Consider the following 20,763-nt stretch of genomic DNA (forward strand, 5'->3'; position numbering starts at 1 on the left):
TTATTCTATTTTTTTTGGAATTCTTATGACAGTATTGTTATTTGCAGGACAATCAGTGTGACCATATACCTTCTGAGAATGACGAGAAATACCATCGCAACAAGTGGAATGTGAGTGTCATGGGATGTGATTAAAGCTGACTTTTAATTTTTACCCATTCTTTATTTGTAATTCCCATTTCTGGTACTGACGTATTTTGTTGTTCCGTAGATTTTACGGAAACGGAAGTATTATATTATCTAGTCTCCATATCCTATCTTAATAACCAATCTTTGGCTGCCGGTGGAACGTTCGCCGGCAGTACCTTTTAACAAAGAAAGGGCACAACCATTATCTTTGAGGCGCTTTGCTAACTGGCAAAGCGCTATTTTTTTGGAGCAGTGTTATTTTAGTCTATCCTTCTGCCGAACGGGTGGCCACCAGCTTTAAAATCAAGATGAGTCAGGCTCTTTTTTTGTTTACATTTATAACATGCGCAAGTCAAAGTCCATCATACCCATTCCCATCCCAGATGTACTGAACCCATTCAAGGTGAAGAAGCAACGGATTATGAACTATAATCCTGTGACAGGTCCTACCTCACGCCCGCCAGGGAGATGTGAGAAAGTAACAATATTTGATTACACACCTGTGCATTTCACAGAGAGTTCAGGGGAAGACCACCGCATGATATTCAGATACATTGACACACCTGAAACAACATGGATCAATGTAGACGGTATCCACAAAGAAACGGTTCATGAAATTTGTTCGACCCTGGGCATACACCTGCTGTTGGAAGAAGATATTATGAGTATCGGGCAGCGGGCCAAAATGGACGAGATCGGGGCTCATCTGTTCGCCCTGCTGCCGATGGCTTACTATAATGCAGATACGGCGGCCATTGAGTATGAACAGGTGAGTATCGTGCTGGGAAAAAATTATGTGATCTCCTTTCAGGAAGAGGCTACAAGAGATGTATTCGATCATATCAGAGAGAAACTGAGAATAGATAACTCCAGGATACGCAGTGCCGGGGCTGATTACTTATGTTATAGCCTGCTGGACGTAATTGTGGATAGTTACTTCCTGATCCTGGATAAGCTGGGAGATCGCATAGAACTCATGGAAGATCTGGTACAACATCAGCCGAATACACGTACGCTGGCACGGATCAATTACCTGCGCAGGGAATTGTTATTATTTAAAAGAGCAATCGCGCCGGTAAGGGATCTTATCAACGGGTTTATGAAAAGCGAAAGTCCGCTGCTGGATGAGCGGACTATGAAATATTTTAAAGACGTGTATGACCATATCATACAGGCCAACGACCTGGCGGAGAACTACCGGGAAGCACTGCTGAACGTACAGGAGCAGTATCATACCCAGATCAATCTAAAGATGAATGAGATCATGAAGGTATTGGCGGTGGTGACTACGCTGATGGCACCATTGACACTGGTTGCAGGCATCTACGGAATGAACTTTGAGTATATGCCCGAGTTGCATACCCGTGACGGGTACTATGTAGTACTGGGTGCAATGGTGCTCATGTTGATAGGCATGATCGTCTTCTTTAGAAAAAGAGGTTGGTTCTGACCTTATTCCTGGAAAATCCTCCACTAAAGTACCTGCATCTGAAGGCTTACTTCTTTTTGAAGATAGGTACGGTAGAGCAAGGCTCTCCATACATGATACTCTTCGCCACCGGGCGAAGTAGCCGGGTAATCTCTACATAAGCGGCTTCGCCTGCACCTTTATCCCCACAACCTTTCACAACCACGCGTTTATCTTCATAAACGGTCATGTCAATTGCATTAAGACGTTTCATAAACTGGGTCTTGAAGATCTCATCTTTCGAACCAAACGCCGCATAATTCGCAACAGGCTCCAGGTAAGTCATCACCAGCATATATGCCCAGAAGGGCACCACAGCATCCGCGGAGCAGGTAATAGCCACATTCTTATTTCTATATTGTTCCCAGTCTAATCCCTGTAAGGCGGCACGGAAATCTTTCTCTTTCAGGATCATCTCCATAAAAAGATATTGCTTCAGGTCGAATACAACAGTTTCTTCCTGTGGATAGTAGTCTTCCAGATCTAATGTGAGGAGTCCACTTTGCGCTACTTTATTTACTATCTCTTCCATTATTCAAATTTACTAAAATAATCGCGGTCAGCAGCGATGGGGCAGCCATTGCTACTGCTTGGATAGACGAAATAAAAAAAGCCCGGGGCATATGCCCCGGGCTCAATATTATCAGTTATTACTCTTCCTTAAAAGAATTTAGCACGATTGTCTTCAATCTTATTCAGCTTCTTCAGCACTTCGTACAGCTGACCACCCTGGTCCAAAGTACCTTTTACAGTCTGCTCATACTGAGTAGCCATAGAAAGTGGATCCAGACTCTGTGTATTTGGTGCAAAGTTATCTACTTTCACTACATACACACCAGCATTACCTTCGATAGGAGCTGTTACTTTTCCTACACCCCATGCCTTATTGAAGATCGCTCCTACAACTCTTGGTTCAAAGCCCATAGTTGCAACGAACGGAGTAGCAAAGTTAACGTTATCAGCTTTCAACTGTGGCTGATTTACAGCAGCAGCAGCAGCTTCCAGCGTAGCAGGAGATTTCAGTTTGGCAATCAGTTGCTCAGCTTTCTTCTCTTTCTTTACCAGCGCTTCTACCTGAGGTCTAACCTCATCCAGTGAAGCAGTACCTTCTGCACGAATACCAGTCAGTACGGCTACAACATATTTATCTTCGAAAGTGAATACATTACTTACATCTCCTTTCTTAGCTTCGTACGCCCAACGAACCAGTTCACGCGCCTGGCCGATACCTGGAATAACGAAATCCATAGGACGGAGATTATCAGCAATACGTTTGTTCAGACCTTTTTCCTGAACATTCTTTTCAAAAGTTTTAGCATCATGGTTCTGAGAAGCAAATTCGTTGGCAGCAGCATAAGCCTTGCTGTCAGTTTCCTTGCTTGCTTCAACCGGTTTACCCAGGTAGGCAACTTTCAGCGCTGGGCCAAAGTTCTTCTGGCTGATGATTTCGATCAGGTGATAACCGAATTGAGTTTTCACCACCTCCATTTCACCTGTTTTATGATTCAGTGCGAAATCTTTGAATTCAGGAACGAAAGAAGAAGAAGGTGTTACATCGTACTCACCACCATTTTCTTTACTACCTGGATCGTCAGAAAGCTGAGCCGCGAGTGTTTTGAAGTCAGCACCGCCTTTTACAGCGTTCTTAATGCTATCAATACGGATCTTAGCTATTGAATCTGGCAGACCGGCACCACCGCTCTGGGGATTAGCAGTTGCAATCAGGATGTGACGAACCTTTACGCTGTCTGGTAAAGTTTTACGATCCATCATTTTTGCGAACACAATCAGGTTGTTGTCATAGTAAGGACCGAATACGGTACCTACTGGCAGGTTAGCGATAGTATCTTTCTGAGGAACCATCAGTGCTGACTTGGCAACATAACCATCAAAGTAAGGAATATCAGAATTACGTTTTACGAAATTCTCGATGTTGGCAACACCGGTCGTATCCAGCTCATCTTTTGCTTCGAGCAAAATTTTCATTGCTGCGGCCGTATCCTGGGCAGAAGGCAGCGCATTGAAAGAGATATAATCTACACGGCGACCTTCTTCTGTTTTGAAGCTAGCCTTGTGGTTATTAATATATGTATTCAGTTCACCGTCGGTAACGGAGATAGTTGAATCTGCGATAGTTGCATATGGAACAGATACATAAGACACATTCGCAAACTGTGAATTATCTTTTATCTGTGCCTCTGCCAGCCATTTAGGATAGTATACACCACCTTTGATCAGGGAGATATATTTTTCCTGCATTCTTGACCTTATAATATAGCTTTCCATTTGTTTCAGCGCATTCCTCATTCTACCGGTCTGATCCTGACCAACAGAAGACAGTGCCTGCTGTAAAGCAGCGCGGTCGAACTGACCCGTCTTTCTGTCTGTGAATTGCTGTAAAACAATAGGATTAGGATCTTTACCACTGAACTGGTCTACCAGTTCATTCTCAGTTACCTGAATACCCAGTTTATCATACTGAGCAGTCATGATCTGTTCGCTTACGAACTGGTTCCATGCCTGTTCGCGGGCATACTGCTGAACCTGTTCATTCAGACTACCGTTCGGGCTTTGCTGACGGGCAGCTGCTTCGGCGTCCTGGATCATTTGCTGATACTGGGTGATATCTAACTCTTCACCATTTACTTTACCCACCGTAGTAGAACGGCGCATGATGGAATTTCTGCCGAAAAAGGCATCCTGCAGCAGGAAACTGACAATAGCCACGCAGATCACAATTACGATCACCACGGCATATTTATCCCTGATCTTCTGAATAACTGACATATATTATATAGTCTAAATTTTTTAAGGAAAGCAAAAATAGAATAAAATAACTGTATCTACAAAACAGATTTTTTTGGCTCAAACCCAATACAGTAAAGGGTTTCATTGAAAATTACGGTATAGGTATTTTATCTTTCATTCACAGGTTATCCACATTAAGGTTAAAAAAGACAGTATTAAATACACCCTGAAATTATATTCCAGAGGCCCGCTACTGACGTTTATTTCGGGCTTAAACCACTTAATTAAATAAACGGTTCAATATTCACATTTCAGCATGTCCAGATTCTTGATTCACATTGAAATGTGTACAAAAGTGAAAGTAAAACTAAAAATGGGAAAAGTATAAAGAAATAATTTTTGAGTTCGTTTTATCCACATGAGCTGTTAAAAAACCCGTATTTTTTGTTCAATAACCTCTGAAAAACCCGAGTTCGGTGACCGTAAAACTAAATTTGTTATTTCCTTAAAAGTTGGTTTGAATCAAAAATGGCCCGTTTTGTGAATTGTTATACCCGGTAGTTAACATTTTCTTAATACTACGTCCCCAAACAAAATATTCACGCAATGAGAAATCCACCTATGTGGATATAAATGCCAAAACTCAATGCTATGGCCGAAAAGCCCTGTTAATTTCCTGTGAATAGAACAGGCAAAAAGAATAACAACTACATTTGTACACGGTGGTAAAAATTACTTTCCCCATATTCACAGCCCTAATAGTAGTGGGTTTTTCTTTTTTAAAAAGAATAAATTATAAATATAGTTATGATAAGGGAGCTCGAAATCGCAAAAAAAAATTTGCAACGAAAAGGTTTTTTGGATTTGCCGGTCGATTCGCGTTTGGATCTTTTTGAGGAAATCGAAAGATTGAAAAAAGAGAAAAATGCAATTGTCCTCGCGCACTATTATCAGGAACCAGACATTCAGGATGTAGCAGATTACATTGGTGACAGTCTCGGGCTTAGTCAACAGGCTGCGAAAACCGATGCTGATATAATCGTTTTTGCCGGTGTGCACTTTATGGCCGAAACCGCAAAAATTCTAAGTCCACAGAAAAAAGTCCTTTTACCTGATCTGAAAGCAGGTTGTTCGCTGGCCGACAGTGCACCTCCGGAGCTGTTTCGTAAGTTCAAAGAAAAACATCCTGATCACCTGGTTATATCCTACATCAATTGCTCTGCCGGAATTAAAGCACTCAGCGATATCATCTGTACCTCCTCAAATGCCGAAAAGATCATCGAGAGTGTTCCTAAAGACCAGCCGATCATTTTTGCCCCCGACAGAAATTTAGGGGCTTATTTGGCCAAAAAAACGGGAAGAAACATGTTGCTCTGGAATGGGGCTTGCATGGTACACGAGATTTTTTCATTGGAGAAGATCACTAAACTCAAAATCCGACATCCTAAAGCAAAGATCCTGGCACATCCGGAATGTGAGGCCGCTGTTCTCGAAATTGCGGACTATGTTGGATCCACCACAGGAATTCTGAACTATTCTAAGAAAGATGATGCCCGGGAGTACATTGTGGTAACTGAAACCGGAATTTTACATCAAATGCAAAAGGAGAATCCGGGTAAGACTTTTATTCCTGCACCACCTAATAACGCATGTGCCTGTAATGATTGTCCACACATGAAACTCAATACACTGGAAAAGCTCTATCTCTGCATGGAATATGAAACACCGGAGATTACGATGAATGAACAACTTCGTATAGCGGCTAAAAAGCCTATTGAACGGATGCTGGAGATTAGTGCAAAGGCTGGTTTGTAAAATAAAATATTGAAATACAGATAGTTATAAATTATTTATTTGATTCTAAGGCCCGGTTAGCTTTCTAACCGGGCCTTTTTTGTGTAAATAAGTGCCCCGTAGTTTTGTTATTCCATATGTATCAGTGGGGATATCTGTGGGATTAAATTGTGGAAGGCTTCCAGAACGAACCGCTTGAGAATTGAATAAAATTTCACTACCAAGGGTACGAGACGGTACATTTAATTCTCAGGGCCTTCGCAAATGCAGATTATACCCTTGCTTATCCACAGTTCATTCACAGATTGTGAAAAAGCGTACTAAAAATAAAAATGAAGACGCTGAGAATCGCGTATAATTAATATGCTCGTACCATTATCCACTTCGTTACATTCTCAGGGCATTCAAATATAAATTCACTCTCCTTATTCACAAATATCTTACACGTCCCCTATGTGCATAAAGAAATTTATTTTAATGCCCGTGTAATTCACATTTGGTGTGAATTACTGAATCCAGAATTGTGAAATGGATGTTAAGTGAAGGCCCTAAGATTTTAATGAAAGTCGTGCGTACGGGGCATACTCTGGATGGTTTCATTCTCAGGCTGTTTAAAAAAGAAGGGCTTATAATTGCGATGAAATTTGCTTATCTGGATATTGGTCAATGTCATTCAATTCTCATGGCGTTCGTGGATAAGCGCGCTGAGAATAGTGTGGAAATGTTAGTAATCGGGGTCTATAACATATATTCAATTCTCAGCGCATTCATAAATGCAGATATTATACCCTGTTATCCACAGTTAACTCACAGGAAGCGATGAAATAAGAAAAAATAAAAATGAAGGCTTTGAGAATCATTTATATACTGAGCAGTCGGGTATAACCCTGGTTATTTGATTCTCAGAGCCTTCAAAATATAAATTACATCTCTACTTTTCCACAAATGTGGGTAAATGCGAATTCACAATTCACACAAGTCCGCCGTTGATATTGAGTACAGCGCCGTTTATGTATGAATTATTCACAATTGTTTCAATGAGGTTAGACACATCCTGTGGATTACCAATTCGGCCGACAGCAATGGCTTGAGAATAGTTTTCAAATGCTGCATTTTTCTCTTCTTTGTTCAGGAAATCCCACCATTCAGTATCGATTACGCCGGGTGAAACTGCATTGATGCGTAAGGGTTTTAATTCCTTGGCAAGGATAGGCACCATTGTTTCAAGTGCTCCGTTGATGGCTGCCAGACCAGCTGTACCCGTCAGTCTGGCCGTAGATGATGCGGCTGTGATGATGGTGATACTACCATTTTTAGTGATCCATGGCAATGCTGACTGTATTGTTTGCAGGTGAGGCCAGAACTTGCCGTCAAAACCTGCCCGCAGGTCGGTTAGGTTCATGCTGGCAAAGGGACCGCCTCCTTTGGAACTACTGAGGGTAAGGATCAGGTGATGGATTTCTCCTGTTTTTTCAAAGAAGTCCTTTAATGCTGCTTCGTTATTGCTGTCGAGTTGAATTGCGGTGACACCCGGAGCAGTGGCCCTGGCGGTTGCAAGTTTTTCTTCACTGCGGCCTGTTACGATAACGGCTGCACCTTTATCTGCGAAGAGTTTTGCGGTGGCGAGGCCGATTCCCGAAGTGCCGCCGGCAATAATTATTTTTTTCATTGTATGGGTGGATTGTTTTTACCGTACAAAGTTGCAGGAAGATAGGAGCGAAGAATTGTTTGAATGATGCGTGGAGTTGATTGAATTATGCTTTGGTATATTTCAAAGGGTGAGTTCACAATGAAATAAATAGGGTATGTTGAATGTTGAAATGAGGATCAGATTGTATTTCTATATGCCAGTGGTGTAGTCCCTGTTAGTTTTCTGAAAAAATGATTGAATGAAGCAGGCTCGCTGAAGTCTAGCTGATAAGCAATTTCTGAAATTGAGAGAGAGGTGTTCTGTAATAATATCTTGGCTTCCTGCACCAGCATTTCCTGTATCGCCTCTGACGCTGTTCGGGTCGTAGCATTCTTCACCACTCTGTTCAAATGATTGGGGGTTACATGCAGCATACTGGCGTAGTCACTTACCTGCCGATATTGAAGAAAATGTTGACTTACGAGCTTGTGGAACCGGGTAACCAAATGCGTTGACTGTGATGGGGAGTCATTCATAGGCAATTGTCGCTCATAGGATCTTTTGGCTGTCAACAATAGTAGGTAAGCATACATTTTTATAGCAGTGAGTTTGCCTGCATGATCCGCCTGCAGTTCATTGTTTATTTTTTCTACAAAAGTTACTATTTCATTGATTTCCTGTTCATTGCATTTTAGCAACTGTGAACCCGAGTAGTCGTAAAAGGGGAACTCGGCACCTATGTTCAGTGAGGTGAGGAGGCCATCGAGGAAGGAGGGGTGGAACAGTATATAATAGCCGAAGATGTCATTACTTGCATTCGACTTACTATGTACCTGACCAGGGATAGAAAAGGTAAGGTTAAACGGTTGGATATCGAAGTGCTCGAGACCTAACTGCATATGAATATTTCCCTGTAGTAGAATACCTATCCTGTAGAATGAAGATTTTGCCGGTCCATAATCAGCTATCATGCCTGCTGATGAGTACAACTCAAATCCAGGGATTTGAAGTTGTACTGGTAGATTGTTATATCCAAAGATCACATCGGAAACTGTACGATGGCGGTCTTTGTGAAATCGATCCAGGTGATGTGTGGGCAGAGACTTGGACGAAGGCATGGATCATGTGTGTTGAGAAGTGGTAACTTTATTAAGAGAGTTCTTCTACCCAGATATAATCTGCTTCAGTTTTTCGAAGAGAGAGATTATATCCGGCTACCATTATTGAGATTGGATCACCGAGAGGTGCGATTTTTTCAATCTTTACGGTTTCACCTGGCACGCATCCCATTTCCATTAATTTGATATGCAAGTCGTCACTTTCGAAAGCAGTAATCACGGCACTTTTTCCTATGGCAAGGGAGGACAATTTAATCGCACTTTTTTTCATCTCATGTGGTGTTTAATCAACGATGCAAAGGTACTTGCTGAAGGGGAGACCCCCAAAGATAGTGTGCTGTTAATCAGAAATTTCACTATACTTTTACATATACAATTAAACAGCAGTGGTATATGGCGATCAATTTTGCTTCCCATGAGGTAAAGGTCAACCTGAGGGATAAAATCAGGTTGAAGGCATACTTAAAAGAGAAGTTTACAAGGGAAGGACAGCGATTAAAGAACTTGCAGTATGTATTTTGTTCTGATGACTACCTGTTGGAGATTAATCAGCAGTTTCTCCAACACGATACTTATACAGATATTGTAACTTTTGAACTCGGCACTAACCCCAAGGTAACAGAGGGGGAGGTTTATATTAGTTACGACCGGGTGAAAGAGAACGCTGAAAAGTTTAAGGTCCCAGTAGAGCAGGAGTTACATAGAGTTATTTTTCATGGAGCACTCCATTTGTGTGGATATAAGGATAAGTCAAAGGAGCAGGCAGCGATCATGCGTGCAAAGGAGAACGAATGCTTGCAGGAGTATTTAGGTGTATCCCTATAAATGTTCCACGTGGAACATTTTAAAAATTCAAAGCCATCTCATAGAGATGGCTTTTTTATTGGCGTGGCTTACACGCTTCATCGGAACATATCTTCATTCCTATTATATCCTTTTGTTTGGTAAGCTATGATGTGTCGATATGTGTTCGTGATTATCAGTACATCTAAAGTACATCATAAGGTCACCAATATATCACCTCAATATCCAATCGATATTGAGGTGATATATTGGTGACCTTTTAGTGCTGATTTGGTGATGTATTCGTAACGTAGTTACATTATGTTCATGCTATTTTACAAGTATAATTAGTGGAGCGGTTTCCAGGTATTAGATAAACTCTAAAAGAGACAAGAAAGAGGTTTCAGGTCTTTCTTCCTCCATGCTAATCTATATTTCAAATGTTCCACGTGGAACATAATATGTGCTCCCTTGGTTGTACCTTTGCATCTCTAGTTATAAATAAAGTTATGTTTCCATCTTACGATGTTATAGTGGTAGGCGCAGGACATGCCGGTTGCGAAGCAGCGGCGGCTGCCGCGAATATGGGTTCAAAGGTGCTTCTTGTGACCATGAACATGCAAACTATTGCCCAGATGAGTTGCAACCCTGCTATGGGAGGGATTGCAAAGGGACAAATAGTGAGAGAGATCGATGCCATGGGTGGATACTCTGGTATCGTGACCGACCAGTCCATGATCCAGTTCCGTATGTTGAACAGGTCAAAGGGACCAGCCATGTGGAGCCCTCGTACCCAGAATGATAGAATGCTCTTTGCCGCCAAGTGGAGAGAAGCATTAGAACAAACTCCTAATGTAGATTTTTACCAGGATATGGTTAAAGGCCTCCTTGTAAAGGATGGCCATTGCTATGGTGTAGTGACAGGTCTCGGGCATGAGATCAAATCAAAATCCGTGGTCCTTACAAACGGTACCTTCCTGAACGGTGTGATGCACATTGGTGATAAACAATTTGGTGGGGGTAGGGTAGCAGAGAAGGCTGCTACTGGGATCACCGAACAATTGGTTTCACTCGGATTCGAAAGTGATCGCCTTAAGACCGGAACGCCTCCCCGAATCGATGCCAGAAGTCTGGACTACTCCAAAATGGAAGAACAAAAAGGGGATGACGTTATCACCGGTTTCTCTTACCTGGATGTTGAAAAGATAAAACCTGAACAACAAAGGAGTTGCTTTATTACCTACACAAGTGACGAAGTACACGAAATGCTGAAGACCGGTTTTGATCGTTCACCTATGTTTCAAGGTAGAATACAAGGGAGAGGACCTCGCTATTGTCCAAGTATCGAAGATAAAATAAACAGGTTTGCCGAGAGAGACAGACACCAGTTGTTCGTAGAACCCGAAGGTTGGAACACCGTGGAAATATATGTGAACGGATTTTCTACTTCCCTCCCTGAAGACGTTCAGTATAAAGCCCTGCAATTAGTACCGGGTTTTGAAAATGTAAAGATGTTCCGCCCAGGGTATGCCATCGAGTATGATTACTTTCCACCTACCCAGTTACAGTTCTCCCTGGAAACCAAACATATTCAAAACCTGTTCTTTGCAGGTCAGATAAATGGAACGACCGGGTATGAAGAAGCAGCTTGCCAGGGATTAATGGCAGGTATCAATGCTCACCTTAAGGCAACCGGACAGCCACCTTTCGTACTAAAAAGAAGTGAAGCATATATTGGAGTACTCATCGATGACCTGATCAACAAGGGGACCGATGAACCTTATCGTATGTTTACCTCCCGCGCGGAATTCAGAACATTACTCCGCCAGGATAATGCGGACCTCAGACTAACTGAACAGAGTTATAATATTGGTCTGGCGAAAGAGAACAGGATGGAAAGAGTGAAAGTAAAATCAACAGGAGTTGAAAAAATAAAGGTTATTCTAAAAGAATTGCCAATCGATCCGGAGGATATTAATCATTTTATGGTCGAAAAAAATACTTCTCCACTCACTCAAAGAATTCGTGCTTACCAGATTTTGCTTCGTCCTTCCATGGATATTTTCTCTATGAGAGATAACGTGGTAAAAATGAAAAATGCACTTGCACAATTTGACGATGAAACTTTGGAACAGGCGGAAATCCAGATCAAGTATGAAGCATATATCGAGAAGGAAACTGAACTGGTAAAAAAAATGAGCCAGCTGGAAGATCTCGTCATTCCTGATAGTTTCGATTATACAAAACTGGTGTCACTAAGTGCCGAGGCCAGACAAAAATTTAACAAAATCAAACCCCGCACACTTGGTCAGGCATCCAGAATCAGTGGAGTAAATCCGAGTGATGTACAGATCCTGATGGTATATATGGGCCGGTAATAGGCGTATTTTAAATTTTCATTTATAGAATAAAAAATACATGCTTTTATAGAGCATGTATTTTTTTTTAACTATATTCGTTTCTATAAGTAATGAATCATATCCCTCAATTGAACGACTTAATGATGTGCAATAACCACGGTATTTTTCTGTAGTATGATTCCTGCTTAAGACTTATGAAATTATCCACCTTAGAAAATAACTATAATTCGTTTTTATAAATTCCTGTATTTGTAGCTTAAGAAATTTGTCATGAAGGGAAGGTATTGCCTTGCCTATACATTACTTAAAGTGAAGGTTAAATTAGAAGTATAAAAAACACCCGGTCCGTTTCTTCGGACTGGGCTCTTTAAAAAATCAGAAAATTTGCATTTTTAGACCTCATTCGTATTGATTTCTTATAACTACTTGATTATCAATTAAATAAGATGATCTCATTATCTCCTTAAATTTCGACGATCGCTCAATTCGCCATATGATTACCTCAAAATAGTGGTCAAATTAAATTTACCCCCTTAAAATGCGTTTTCCTGTTTTTAGATACTTTTAGTAATTTGTTTAGGCATAACAACTCCCACATATGATCAAAATCTTACTCACCAGCACAGCTTTATTATTTGCTTCTACTTTGCTTGCTCAAACAGACACATCTGCTGAGAAATATTTACTCATCGGGGCCTATACTAAAACGCCCGATGAAGGGATCAGCGTTTATGCCTTCAATACCCAAACCGGTGCATTTCGGTTTGTAAGCACAGCTAAGAATGTAGAGAATCCTTCTTACCTGGTTATTTCCCCGGATCACAAATATGTATATGCGGTGAATGAAACCAATGGTAATAAACCGGGCAATGTAAGTGCCTTTGAATGGGATACTGTTTCAGGTCAACTCACCTTTTTGAACAAACAACCTTCGGGTGGTGATGATCCCTGTTATATCACTACCGATCAGGATGGGAAATATGTAGTCGTTGCAAATTATTCTGGTGGTAGTTTTTCTATACTCCCTGTAAAAGCAGACGGGCGCCTCGAGGCACCTGTACAAACTATTGAACATACCGGTTCCGGACCTAATAAAGAGCGACAGGAAAAACCTCATGTGCATTGTGTGTATTTCAGTCCTGATCATCAACAACTATACGTATCCGATCTGGGTATCGATCAGATAGCCATTTATAATTACCGTCAGGGGGACGTACAACCACTGGTTCCTGCTAACCCGGGTTTTGCACCGTTTCCTCCGGGATCCGGTCCCCGTCATCTCGTATTTCATCCGAATGGGAAATGGGTATATGTTATACATGAACTGGACGGAAAAATCACTTCCTTCCATTATGACAATGGTAAGCTGACTCCTTTTCAGGCAGTGTCTATATTGCCGGACAACTTTAAAGGGAAGTCATGGGCTGCTGACCTCCACATTTCGTCCGATGGAAAGTTTTTGTATGCAACCAATCGTGATCCGCTGAATAATATTCTGACCTTTTCTATCAATTCGAAAACAGGGAATCTGGTGAAAAAGGCAGAGACACCAACAGGGGGAAAAACACCGAGAAATTTTGTGATCGATCCTACTGGCAACTTCCTGCTGGTTGCTCATCAGGGTTCTAATAACGTAACTGTATTCAGGAGAGATAAGGTAACCGGACTCCTCAAAAAGCAAAAAGAAGAACTCAAAACTACAAGTCCGGTTTGTTTGAAATTCATAGGCAGTAATTAAGCCGCATTGGCATAACTTTTTCGGTACAAACCTTAAAGAATAAGCCATGAAAAATAAAGACTTAAAAAATAAAAATGCCGGGAATGAGCATATTCCTACTCAGGATGAAATAAACGAAAAGAGAGATCAGACATTTCCGGGATATCCTACTTATCCGGCCAGTGAAGACATTATGAACAATGAAGAGAGGGAAGATCTGGATGTGGAAGGGGTAACCGGATCACGCAGGATTAACAATGAAATCGCGAGAGAAGAAAGTACTATTCCACAGGAATTTGATGAGGAAGATGACCTGGATGTACCAGGTGCGGAACTGGATGACGAAGAAGAACTGATTGGTGAAGAAGATGAAGAAAATAATTATTACAGCTTAGGTGGAGACAGGCATGAAGACCTGGATGAGACGAATGAAGATGATATTTAGGTAATTGCCTGTCCCGATCTTCTCTTACAATAACGGTGTTAGCAATCTGCACACAGCATCAATAAAACGCTGCCAGATAGAGCGGTTTTTCCAGGTGCGCCTTTCGATCTGAACGGCATCCTGCAAATCCTGTTCGAAGGCAGCGTTTAATTTATGAACTACCGGTCTGTCATACACGACTACTGCGATTTCACTGTTCAGGTAAAAGCTCCTGTTATCAAGGTTTACAGTACCCACTATGGCCAGGTTATCATCAATCACGATCGTCTTGGCATGGATAAATCCCTTCTGATAAAAATAAACTTTTGCACCTGCATCCAGCATTGGTTTTACATAGGATTGTGCCGCATGTTGTACAAAGAATGAATCGCTTCGCGAGGGAATCAGTAACTCTACCGTTTTCCCCGCCAGTGCAGCCATTTGCAATGCAGTCAGGATCTGATCATTAGGAATAAAATATGGATTGCTGATGCGGATACTTCTTTTTGCTACATTGATCGCCATGAGGATCGTTTGCATAGACATCGGGAAATCTGAATCAGGTCCGCTGGCTACGATATCTGCAAAGCAATGTTCCTGGATACGGGAACGATGAAAGTAGGGATCGCTGAATGGAAATGTGTTCCTGCTACAATACCGATAGCTCATCATGAACTGTAGCTGTAACAGATTGACTACATCACCTTCCAGCTGTAAATGCGTATCTCTCCAGAATACAGGATGCTTACCATTGTTGAGATAGCGGTCATCCATATTTATACCACCGGTGAAGCCGATATTGCCGTCTATGACAATGATCTTGCGGTGATTACGATAGTTAGCGTTCAGGTAGAAGTTAATAAGAACAGGAGAGAACTTGAATACTTCTGCACCATGTTCCTCCAGCAGATCCGGGATGTCGCCAATGTCGCTACAACCCAGGTCATCGTATACAAATCTTACTTCTACACCTTCCTTTAATTTCTCTACGAGAATGTTTGCTACCTCATTGCCTACATCGTCTGCGGCAAAGATGTAGTACTCCATATGTATATGGTGTTTGGCTTCCCTGAGTGCTTTCATAACAGCAGGAAACTTCTCTTCACCATTGAGTAGGATCTGGACTTTATTGTTTTGTGAAAGGACGGAGTTTCTGGTATTCAATAACATAGCAGAAATTTCCTGTTTATTGGCTACGTGATGACGGAGCGCAAGCTGCATATGTTCAATTTCTCTACGCTGTGATTCCCAGTATCTTAGCATCAAAGTCTCGTCTTTACTGCCCTTTAGGGTAAAGCGGCGGCGTTTGCGCAGGTCACGACCGAGATAATAGTATACGATCAGGCCAAGGATAGGAACGAACACCAGCAACATGATGTAAGACAACGCTTTAACCGGATTTCGGTTTTCCAGCAGGATGGTACCGACCACACCTACAAAAGAAAGGCTGATCAATACATAGCCGAATATCTTGATGGCAATGTGCCAATCTGTGCCCCAAAGGAAGTATAATACCTGATACAAGCTATACGATGGTTATGTATGATAAAGGTAATACTGTTTTTTGTTTCAAGTTCGCCGAACTGCCTGCTATTACCTTTGACAGTGCCAGGCAGTCTGACAGGTGATGGTAATTGTTAATTTTCTATCTCTTCACCTTTTGTACCAAATAATTCTTAATATCATTCGTTCTAAAAATAATTAGTAATTTTTTTGTTGTAACAACAAACTGTACATGCAGGAATCAATCCTCTCCAAACTGGAGGCCTCAAGAAGGGAGTTGCTCGACCTGGGACTGCGTAACCCTTTATTAAACTATCGCCTACCGGTGAGCCGTGGTGTTCATATCGATCAGGAAAAGAGTGCCAACGTATATGAAGTGTTGGTAAAGCAAGGTAAGGCGATGACGTTTTTACCCAAACCAGGTAATAAAGAAACCAAAGAGAAGTCGGTTGCCCCGGAAGATAATACAGCCAGTATACTCGACGACCCCCATGCATTTTTGAAAGATGAAGTATTGGTAACCCCACCCGTTGCGGACAATGCGGAACTTCAGAAAGAAGAGCAGAAAGAAGGTTCTACCGCACTACCCGAAAGTGTAGTGTATGATACCCGTTTACAAACTACTGAAGCCGCTGCTGCTTTACAAAACAGGCTATTGAATACATACTATGCTGCACGTACCAGTCTGGAAGAACAAGGCGTGAATATTCTCTTCCTTACTTTAGGTATGCTGCAATGGTATGAAAAGGATAATACTAAAGAAGCAAGACAGGCACCATTGATATTAATACCGGTATCATTGGAAAGAAGTAGTGCACGCGAGCGTTTTCGTTTACGCTATACAGGTAGTGATGTGGAAATGAACCTGAGCTTACAAACGAAGATCAAAACTGATTTCGGTATTGTGCTGCCAGACATGCCTGAAACGGACGAAATTTCTATCAATGATTATTTGCAGGAAATAGCAGATGCGATATACGGCATGCCGAAGTGGGAAGTGAAAATGGATACTGTTGAATTAGGTTTTTTCTCTTTTGGAAAACTCATGTTATATCATGACCTGGATAGTGAAAACTGGCCTGATGATGAACAACCCGCAGTACATCCTGTATTGCAAAGTTTATTTGGTGCAGGATTCAGTGAAGGTGAATCTGGTGTGAGCGATGAAACATTTATAGACACTGAAACCGATGCACATGAAATGCATCAGGTAGTAGACGCAGATGGTTCTCAACTACTTGCTATGCTTGCTGTACAGGAGGGTAAAAATCTTGTGATACAGGGACCTCCAGGTACAGGTAAATCACAAACCATTACTAACCTGATTGCAAATGCTATTGGTGAAGGGAAGAAAGTACTTTTCGTTGCAGAAAAAATGGCTGCGCTGGAAGTTGTAAAGAGAAGACTTGATACCATCCAACTTGGAGATGCATGTCTGGAATTGCATAGCCATAAAGCGAACAAGAAAGAACTCCATCAGGAATTACGTCGTACACTGGAATTAGGTAAACCGGCGATCATGCAACTGCAACAGGAAGTTGCGTTGCTGCATGAATACAGACGGGAGTTGAATGATTATTGCCTGGCTGTGAATTCACCGGTAGGCAAAAGTGGATTGACACCGCAGCAACTCATGGGCTACCTGCTGCAATTAAACGAGGTAACAGGTAATCTGATCTTACCTCGTATTCCTATTCCGGATATTGATCAATGGAATGCAGGCAATATGCAGCGTGCAGAGAATATGGCTAACAGGATCTCTGCCAGACTTGCTGAAACAGGTATGCCATCTGCACTTTTATTCTGGGGTAGTCAGCTAACTATTTTAAGCCCGTCTGAACAGGAGAAGCTAACACCGCTCATGCAAAGAACTGTTGAGACAATTAAAAGTCTGCAACATGAAAGTGCGATGATTGCTGCGCAGGTAGGTATGCCGATGCCTTTGAATAAGAAAGATACAATGGACCTTTCTTACGTGGTGCAGCTGGCTTCTGTACGTCCTGATTTAACAGGGGTGAATATTTCGAACACATCGTGGTTACAAAGAAAAGAGGATGTAAAAGAACTGTTGCAAACAGGAAAAAGATTAGCACAGATTCACCAGGTGTATGATGCTATTTTAATACCGGAAGCATGGGAACAAAATGTACTGGAGATAAGACAAAACCTGTTAGCATATGGTGAGAAGTGGTTTAAGTTTGCAATAGGAGATTACAATCGTAGTAATCGTCAGCTGGCTGCTTTGTGTAGAAATGGAGCACCTGGTGATACTGCAGCAAAGCTAGCTTGTGTAGACGCCATTATGGAAGCAAAGCGATTGGATAAGCAGGTAAAGGATTATGAGCATCTTGCCAAAGATTTATTTGGTCAACGCTGGCAAAAAAGTGGCAGTAACTGGAATGAACTGGAAGCCATCTCTAATTATTTGAGTGATGTACACAGGCAGGTAAGTATTGGTTCATGTGATAAAGTAATCCTCTCTTATCTCGAAAAAAATGAACCGGTAGCAACAGCAAAAAAATACCTGGATATACTATTGAAGTATCTGCAGTTGCATGGAACTGCCATTGAACAAATCGTGACAGCGACTGCTTTCAATGAACAGATTCGTTACAAGGAAATTACTCCCTTATTACAACGTGCATATGAAGATCAGATCGTATTGATGGAATCGTGGGTGGCAGGTTTACCTGAAATCCATTTGATGATTTCATGGAACAACTTAGCAGCATCTGCTATTAATGAAGGATTGGAATCTTTGATTGATGCGGTGGTTTATTGGCCCGAAGCACAAAAAGGATTGACACCTGCCTTGCAGAAAACATGGTATGAATATTTGTATGAGCAGGCATTGTTAAAACATGCTGCATTAAGGAAGTTTGAAAGAGCGAGCCATGAATCTGCTGTGAAGCAGTTTGTAAAACTGGATACACTCAATCTGCAATATAACCGTGCCCGTGCTGCATTGAAACATTATGATGGTATACCACCCTTAGATGCAGGTGGCCAGGTAAATGTACTACGTACTGAGTTTAATAAGAAGGCGAGACACATGCCTATCCGCAAACTGATGCAGGTAGCGGGATTGGCAGTGCAGGCGATCAAGCCTGTATTCATGATGAGCCCATTGTCTATTGCTAATTTTTTACCTCCCGGATCTCTGCAGTTTGATCTGGTCATATTCGACGAAGCTTCGCAGGTAAGGCCGGTTGATGCATTGGGAGCATTGCTGAGAGGAAAACAATTAGTCGTAGTAGGTGATAGTAAACAGATGCCGCCGGGTAGTTTCTTTGATTCGTTATTAAAGGAAACTGATGATGAAGAGAATGTGACAGCGGATATGCCGAGTATTTTAGGAATGTGCGATGCGCAGGGTGCTCCGCAGCGTATGTTGCGCTGGCACTATCGTAGCCGTCATGAATCATTGATCACTTTATCGAACCAGGAATTTTATGAAAACAAACTGGTGATCTTTCCTAGCCCCGGTGCTACGCACACAATGGGATTGATCTATCACCATCTGAAAGATACGGTGTATGATCGTGGTAAAACACGAACGAATCCGCAGGAAGCAAATGCGATCACTGAAGCGGTGATCAGGCATGCAAAGGAACATCCTGATTTAAGTTTAGGTGTGGTGGCATTCAGCACGGCGCAAATGCAGGCAATACAGGAATCGCTGGAAGCAGTGAGAAAGAAGCTACCTGAAGTAGAGTCATTCTTTAAAGCGCATCCACATGAGCCATTTTTTGTAAAGAACCTGGAGAATGTACAGGGAGATGAACGGGATGTAATATATATAAGTATAGGATATGGTCGTACAGCCGATGGATCTGTAAGCCTGGCATTTGGTCCATTGAATAATGAAGGAGGTGAAAAGCGATTGAATGTATTGATCACACGTGCCAAACAGAGATGTGAAGTATTTACAAATCTCAGTGCTGATGATATAGATCTGAACCGTACAGATAGTGAAGGCGTAAAAGCATTGAAGAATTTCCTCTACTTCGCGCAGCATGGACAATTACATACACCGTCTGCTAATGGACTGCCTGCGAGAACTCCTTTTGAACAGGAAGTAGCGAAGCATCTGGAGACAGCAGGCTATATTGTGCATAAGCAGGTAGGTAGTAAGGGGTTCTTTATTGATCTGGCTATTGCTGATCCTGAACATCCGGGGAAATATATCATAGGTATTGTATGTGATGGTGAAGGATATAACTCTGCACGATCTGCCAGGGACAGAGATAGATTGAGGCAACAGGTGCTGGAAGATATGGGATGGAATTTATATCATGTATGGAGTACTGATTGGTTCCGGCATCCTGCCAGAGAAATCAAACGATTACTAACAGCCGTTGAACAGGCAAAGCGGAACGAAGTAATTGCTGAAGAAGAAACAGCGGTAGAAGAAGATTTTACCATGGTGAGAGAAGAGGAAGATATAACGATGCCGGAGTTGCCATTGTACGAAACGGCTAGCTTGCCAAAGGAAATTTCTGACAAAGAATTGCATGCGCATGGATTGGATAAATTAAGAAGCTGGCTCGAGAGAATTGTAGCCGTAGAGAGTCCTGTACATACTGATGAAGTAGCGAGGAGACTAATTGAAGCGGCAGGTGTGGCGAGAGTGGGTAGCCGTATACGTGAGACGCTGAAGCAGGCAATATTAAGTGCAGAAGAAAATGGTAGTATTGTGGTGAAGGAACCATTCCTGTGGGATGCAAAGATGGAAGTACCTGTGTTGAGAAGCAGAGCGAATATGCCGGCGGCATCAAAGAAGCTGATGTACATAGCACCGGAGGAAATGATGGTAGCAATTGAGAAAGTAGTGAGAGATGCGGTGGCAATTACAGAAGAGGCAGCGATTCCATTGGTATCTAAGGCATTAGGATTTAACCGGGCGACAGAGGAACTAAAAACAGAATTGTCAGGTGCCATAAAAGCAGCGATTGTATCCGGAGTAATTATTCAGGATGACCAATGGCTAAAGACAAATTAAATAGTAAAAATAAAGAGGATGGCTCATAAGTAAAAATAGGGGCTGAGAATCACTTAAACGGATACCCGACTCTATAGGGATACGAATA

13 protein-coding genes are annotated in these 20,763 nt (G+C 41.9%); 7 read left to right on the forward strand and 6 right to left on the reverse strand.

Annotation, left to right across the window (positions count from 1 at the left end):
- Positions 1 to 471 precede the first annotated feature (471 nt).
- Positions 472 to 1,578 carry a magnesium/cobalt transporter CorA gene (gene corA / locus ABDW33_RS17930; protein ID WP_343691461.1) on the forward strand — a complete coding sequence of 369 codons (1,107 nt, stop codon included), beginning with the start codon at positions 472 to 474 and terminating at the stop codon, positions 1,576 to 1,578.
- Positions 1,579 to 1,624: 46 nt separating this feature from the next.
- On the opposite strand, the gene ABDW33_RS17935 is transcribed toward corA, so the two are convergent.
- Both ABDW33_RS17935 and ABDW33_RS17940 read right to left on the reverse strand, forming a co-directional pair.
- Positions 1,625 to 2,128: a DUF2480 family protein gene (locus ABDW33_RS17935; protein ID WP_343691462.1), complete on the reverse strand. Its 504-nt coding sequence runs from the start codon at positions 2,126 to 2,128 to the stop codon at positions 1,625 to 1,627.
- 128 nt (positions 2,129 to 2,256) lie between these two features.
- A complete protein-coding gene (locus ABDW33_RS17940) occupies positions 2,257 to 4,383 on the reverse strand; it encodes a SurA N-terminal domain-containing protein (RefSeq protein WP_343691463.1) in 2,127 nt (708 codons plus the stop codon).
- 768 nt (positions 4,384 to 5,151) lie between these two features.
- Here ABDW33_RS17940 and nadA point away from each other — a divergent pair.
- Entirely contained in the window at positions 5,152 to 6,159 is a 1,008-nt protein-coding gene (gene nadA, locus ABDW33_RS17945; RefSeq protein ID WP_343691464.1) for a quinolinate synthase NadA, read from the forward strand.
- A 949-nt stretch (positions 6,160 to 7,108) separates the two neighbouring features.
- Here nadA and ABDW33_RS17950 read toward each other — a convergent pair.
- From ABDW33_RS17950 to ABDW33_RS17960, 3 genes are all read right to left on the reverse strand, one after another.
- The gene (locus ABDW33_RS17950; RefSeq protein WP_343691465.1) at positions 7,109 to 7,807 is read right to left on the reverse strand and encodes an SDR family oxidoreductase; all 699 of its coding nucleotides are present in this window, start codon (positions 7,805 to 7,807) and stop codon (positions 7,109 to 7,111) included.
- Between the two features lie 158 nt (positions 7,808 to 7,965).
- A complete protein-coding gene (locus ABDW33_RS17955) occupies positions 7,966 to 8,886 on the reverse strand; it encodes an AraC family transcriptional regulator (protein WP_343691466.1) in 921 nt (306 codons plus the stop codon).
- A gap of 31 nt (positions 8,887 to 8,917) precedes the next feature.
- Positions 8,918 to 9,157, reverse strand: a complete 240-nt coding sequence (locus tag ABDW33_RS17960) for a FeoA family protein (RefSeq protein WP_072358978.1) — start codon at positions 9,155 to 9,157, stop codon at positions 8,918 to 8,920.
- 122 nt (positions 9,158 to 9,279) lie between these two features.
- Here ABDW33_RS17960 and ybeY point away from each other — a divergent pair, with 122 nt between their 5' ends.
- From ybeY to ABDW33_RS17980, 4 genes are all read left to right on the forward strand, one after another.
- Positions 9,280 to 9,711, forward strand: coding sequence for an rRNA maturation RNase YbeY (ybeY, locus tag ABDW33_RS17965; protein WP_343691467.1), 432 nt, complete (start codon positions 9,280 to 9,282; stop codon positions 9,709 to 9,711).
- A 467-nt stretch (positions 9,712 to 10,178) separates the two neighbouring features.
- On the forward strand, positions 10,179 to 12,047 hold the full coding sequence (mnmG, locus tag ABDW33_RS17970; RefSeq protein ID WP_343691468.1) for a tRNA uridine-5-carboxymethylaminomethyl(34) synthesis enzyme MnmG: 1,869 nt from the start codon (positions 10,179 to 10,181) through the stop codon (positions 12,045 to 12,047).
- A gap of 580 nt (positions 12,048 to 12,627) precedes the next feature.
- Positions 12,628 to 13,767, forward strand: a complete 1,140-nt coding sequence (locus tag ABDW33_RS17975) for a lactonase family protein (RefSeq protein ID WP_343691469.1) — start codon at positions 12,628 to 12,630, stop codon at positions 13,765 to 13,767.
- 46 nt (positions 13,768 to 13,813) lie between these two features.
- The gene (locus ABDW33_RS17980) at positions 13,814 to 14,191 is read left to right on the forward strand and encodes a hypothetical protein (protein WP_343691470.1); all 378 of its coding nucleotides are present in this window, start codon (positions 13,814 to 13,816) and stop codon (positions 14,189 to 14,191) included.
- Between the two features lie 24 nt (positions 14,192 to 14,215).
- On the opposite strand, the gene cls is transcribed toward ABDW33_RS17980, so the two are convergent.
- Positions 14,216 to 15,694 carry a cardiolipin synthase gene (gene cls / locus ABDW33_RS17985; RefSeq protein WP_343691471.1) on the reverse strand — a complete coding sequence of 493 codons (1,479 nt, stop codon included), beginning with the start codon at positions 15,692 to 15,694 and terminating at the stop codon, positions 14,216 to 14,218.
- A gap of 211 nt (positions 15,695 to 15,905) precedes the next feature.
- On the opposite strand from cls, the gene ABDW33_RS17990 reads away from it, so the two are divergent.
- Positions 15,906 to 20,675: a DUF3320 domain-containing protein gene (locus ABDW33_RS17990; protein ID WP_343691472.1), complete on the forward strand. Its 4,770-nt coding sequence runs from the start codon at positions 15,906 to 15,908 to the stop codon at positions 20,673 to 20,675.
- The last annotated feature ends 88 nt before the right edge of the window (positions 20,676 to 20,763 follow it).

Origin of the sequence: Chitinophaga sp. (genome assembly GCF_039596155.1) — a bacterium.
GTDB lineage: Bacteria > Bacteroidota > Bacteroidia > Chitinophagales > Chitinophagaceae > Chitinophaga.

Excerpts from the sequence above, each read along its gene's own strand:
- ABDW33_RS17980 (WP_343691470.1), top strand. The coding sequence starts at position 13,814 with ATGAAAAATAAAGACTTAAAAAATAAAAATGCCGGGAATGAGCATATT.
- nadA (WP_343691464.1), top strand. The coding sequence starts at position 5,152 with ATGATAAGGGAGCTCGAAATCGCAAAAAAAAATTTGCAACGAAAAGGT.
- ABDW33_RS17960 (WP_072358978.1), bottom strand. The coding sequence starts at position 9,157 with ATGAAAAAAAGTGCGATTAAATTGTCCTCCCTTGCCATAGGAAAAAGT.
- ABDW33_RS17940 (WP_343691463.1), bottom strand. The coding sequence starts at position 4,383 with ATGTCAGTTATTCAGAAGATCAGGGATAAATATGCCGTGGTGATCGTA.
- ABDW33_RS17950 (WP_343691465.1), bottom strand. The coding sequence starts at position 7,807 with ATGAAAAAAATAATTATTGCCGGCGGCACTTCGGGAATCGGCCTCGCC.
- ybeY (WP_343691467.1), top strand. The coding sequence starts at position 9,280 with ATGGCGATCAATTTTGCTTCCCATGAGGTAAAGGTCAACCTGAGGGAT.
- ABDW33_RS17990 (WP_343691472.1), top strand. The coding sequence starts at position 15,906 with ATGCAGGAATCAATCCTCTCCAAACTGGAGGCCTCAAGAAGGGAGTTG.
- ABDW33_RS17975 (WP_343691469.1), top strand. The coding sequence starts at position 12,628 with ATGATCAAAATCTTACTCACCAGCACAGCTTTATTATTTGCTTCTACT.
- corA (WP_343691461.1), top strand. The coding sequence starts at position 472 with ATGCGCAAGTCAAAGTCCATCATACCCATTCCCATCCCAGATGTACTG.
- ABDW33_RS17955 (WP_343691466.1), bottom strand. The coding sequence starts at position 8,886 with ATGCCTTCGTCCAAGTCTCTGCCCACACATCACCTGGATCGATTTCAC.
- mnmG (WP_343691468.1), top strand. The coding sequence starts at position 10,179 with ATGTTTCCATCTTACGATGTTATAGTGGTAGGCGCAGGACATGCCGGT.
- ABDW33_RS17935 (WP_343691462.1), bottom strand. The coding sequence starts at position 2,128 with ATGGAAGAGATAGTAAATAAAGTAGCGCAAAGTGGACTCCTCACATTA.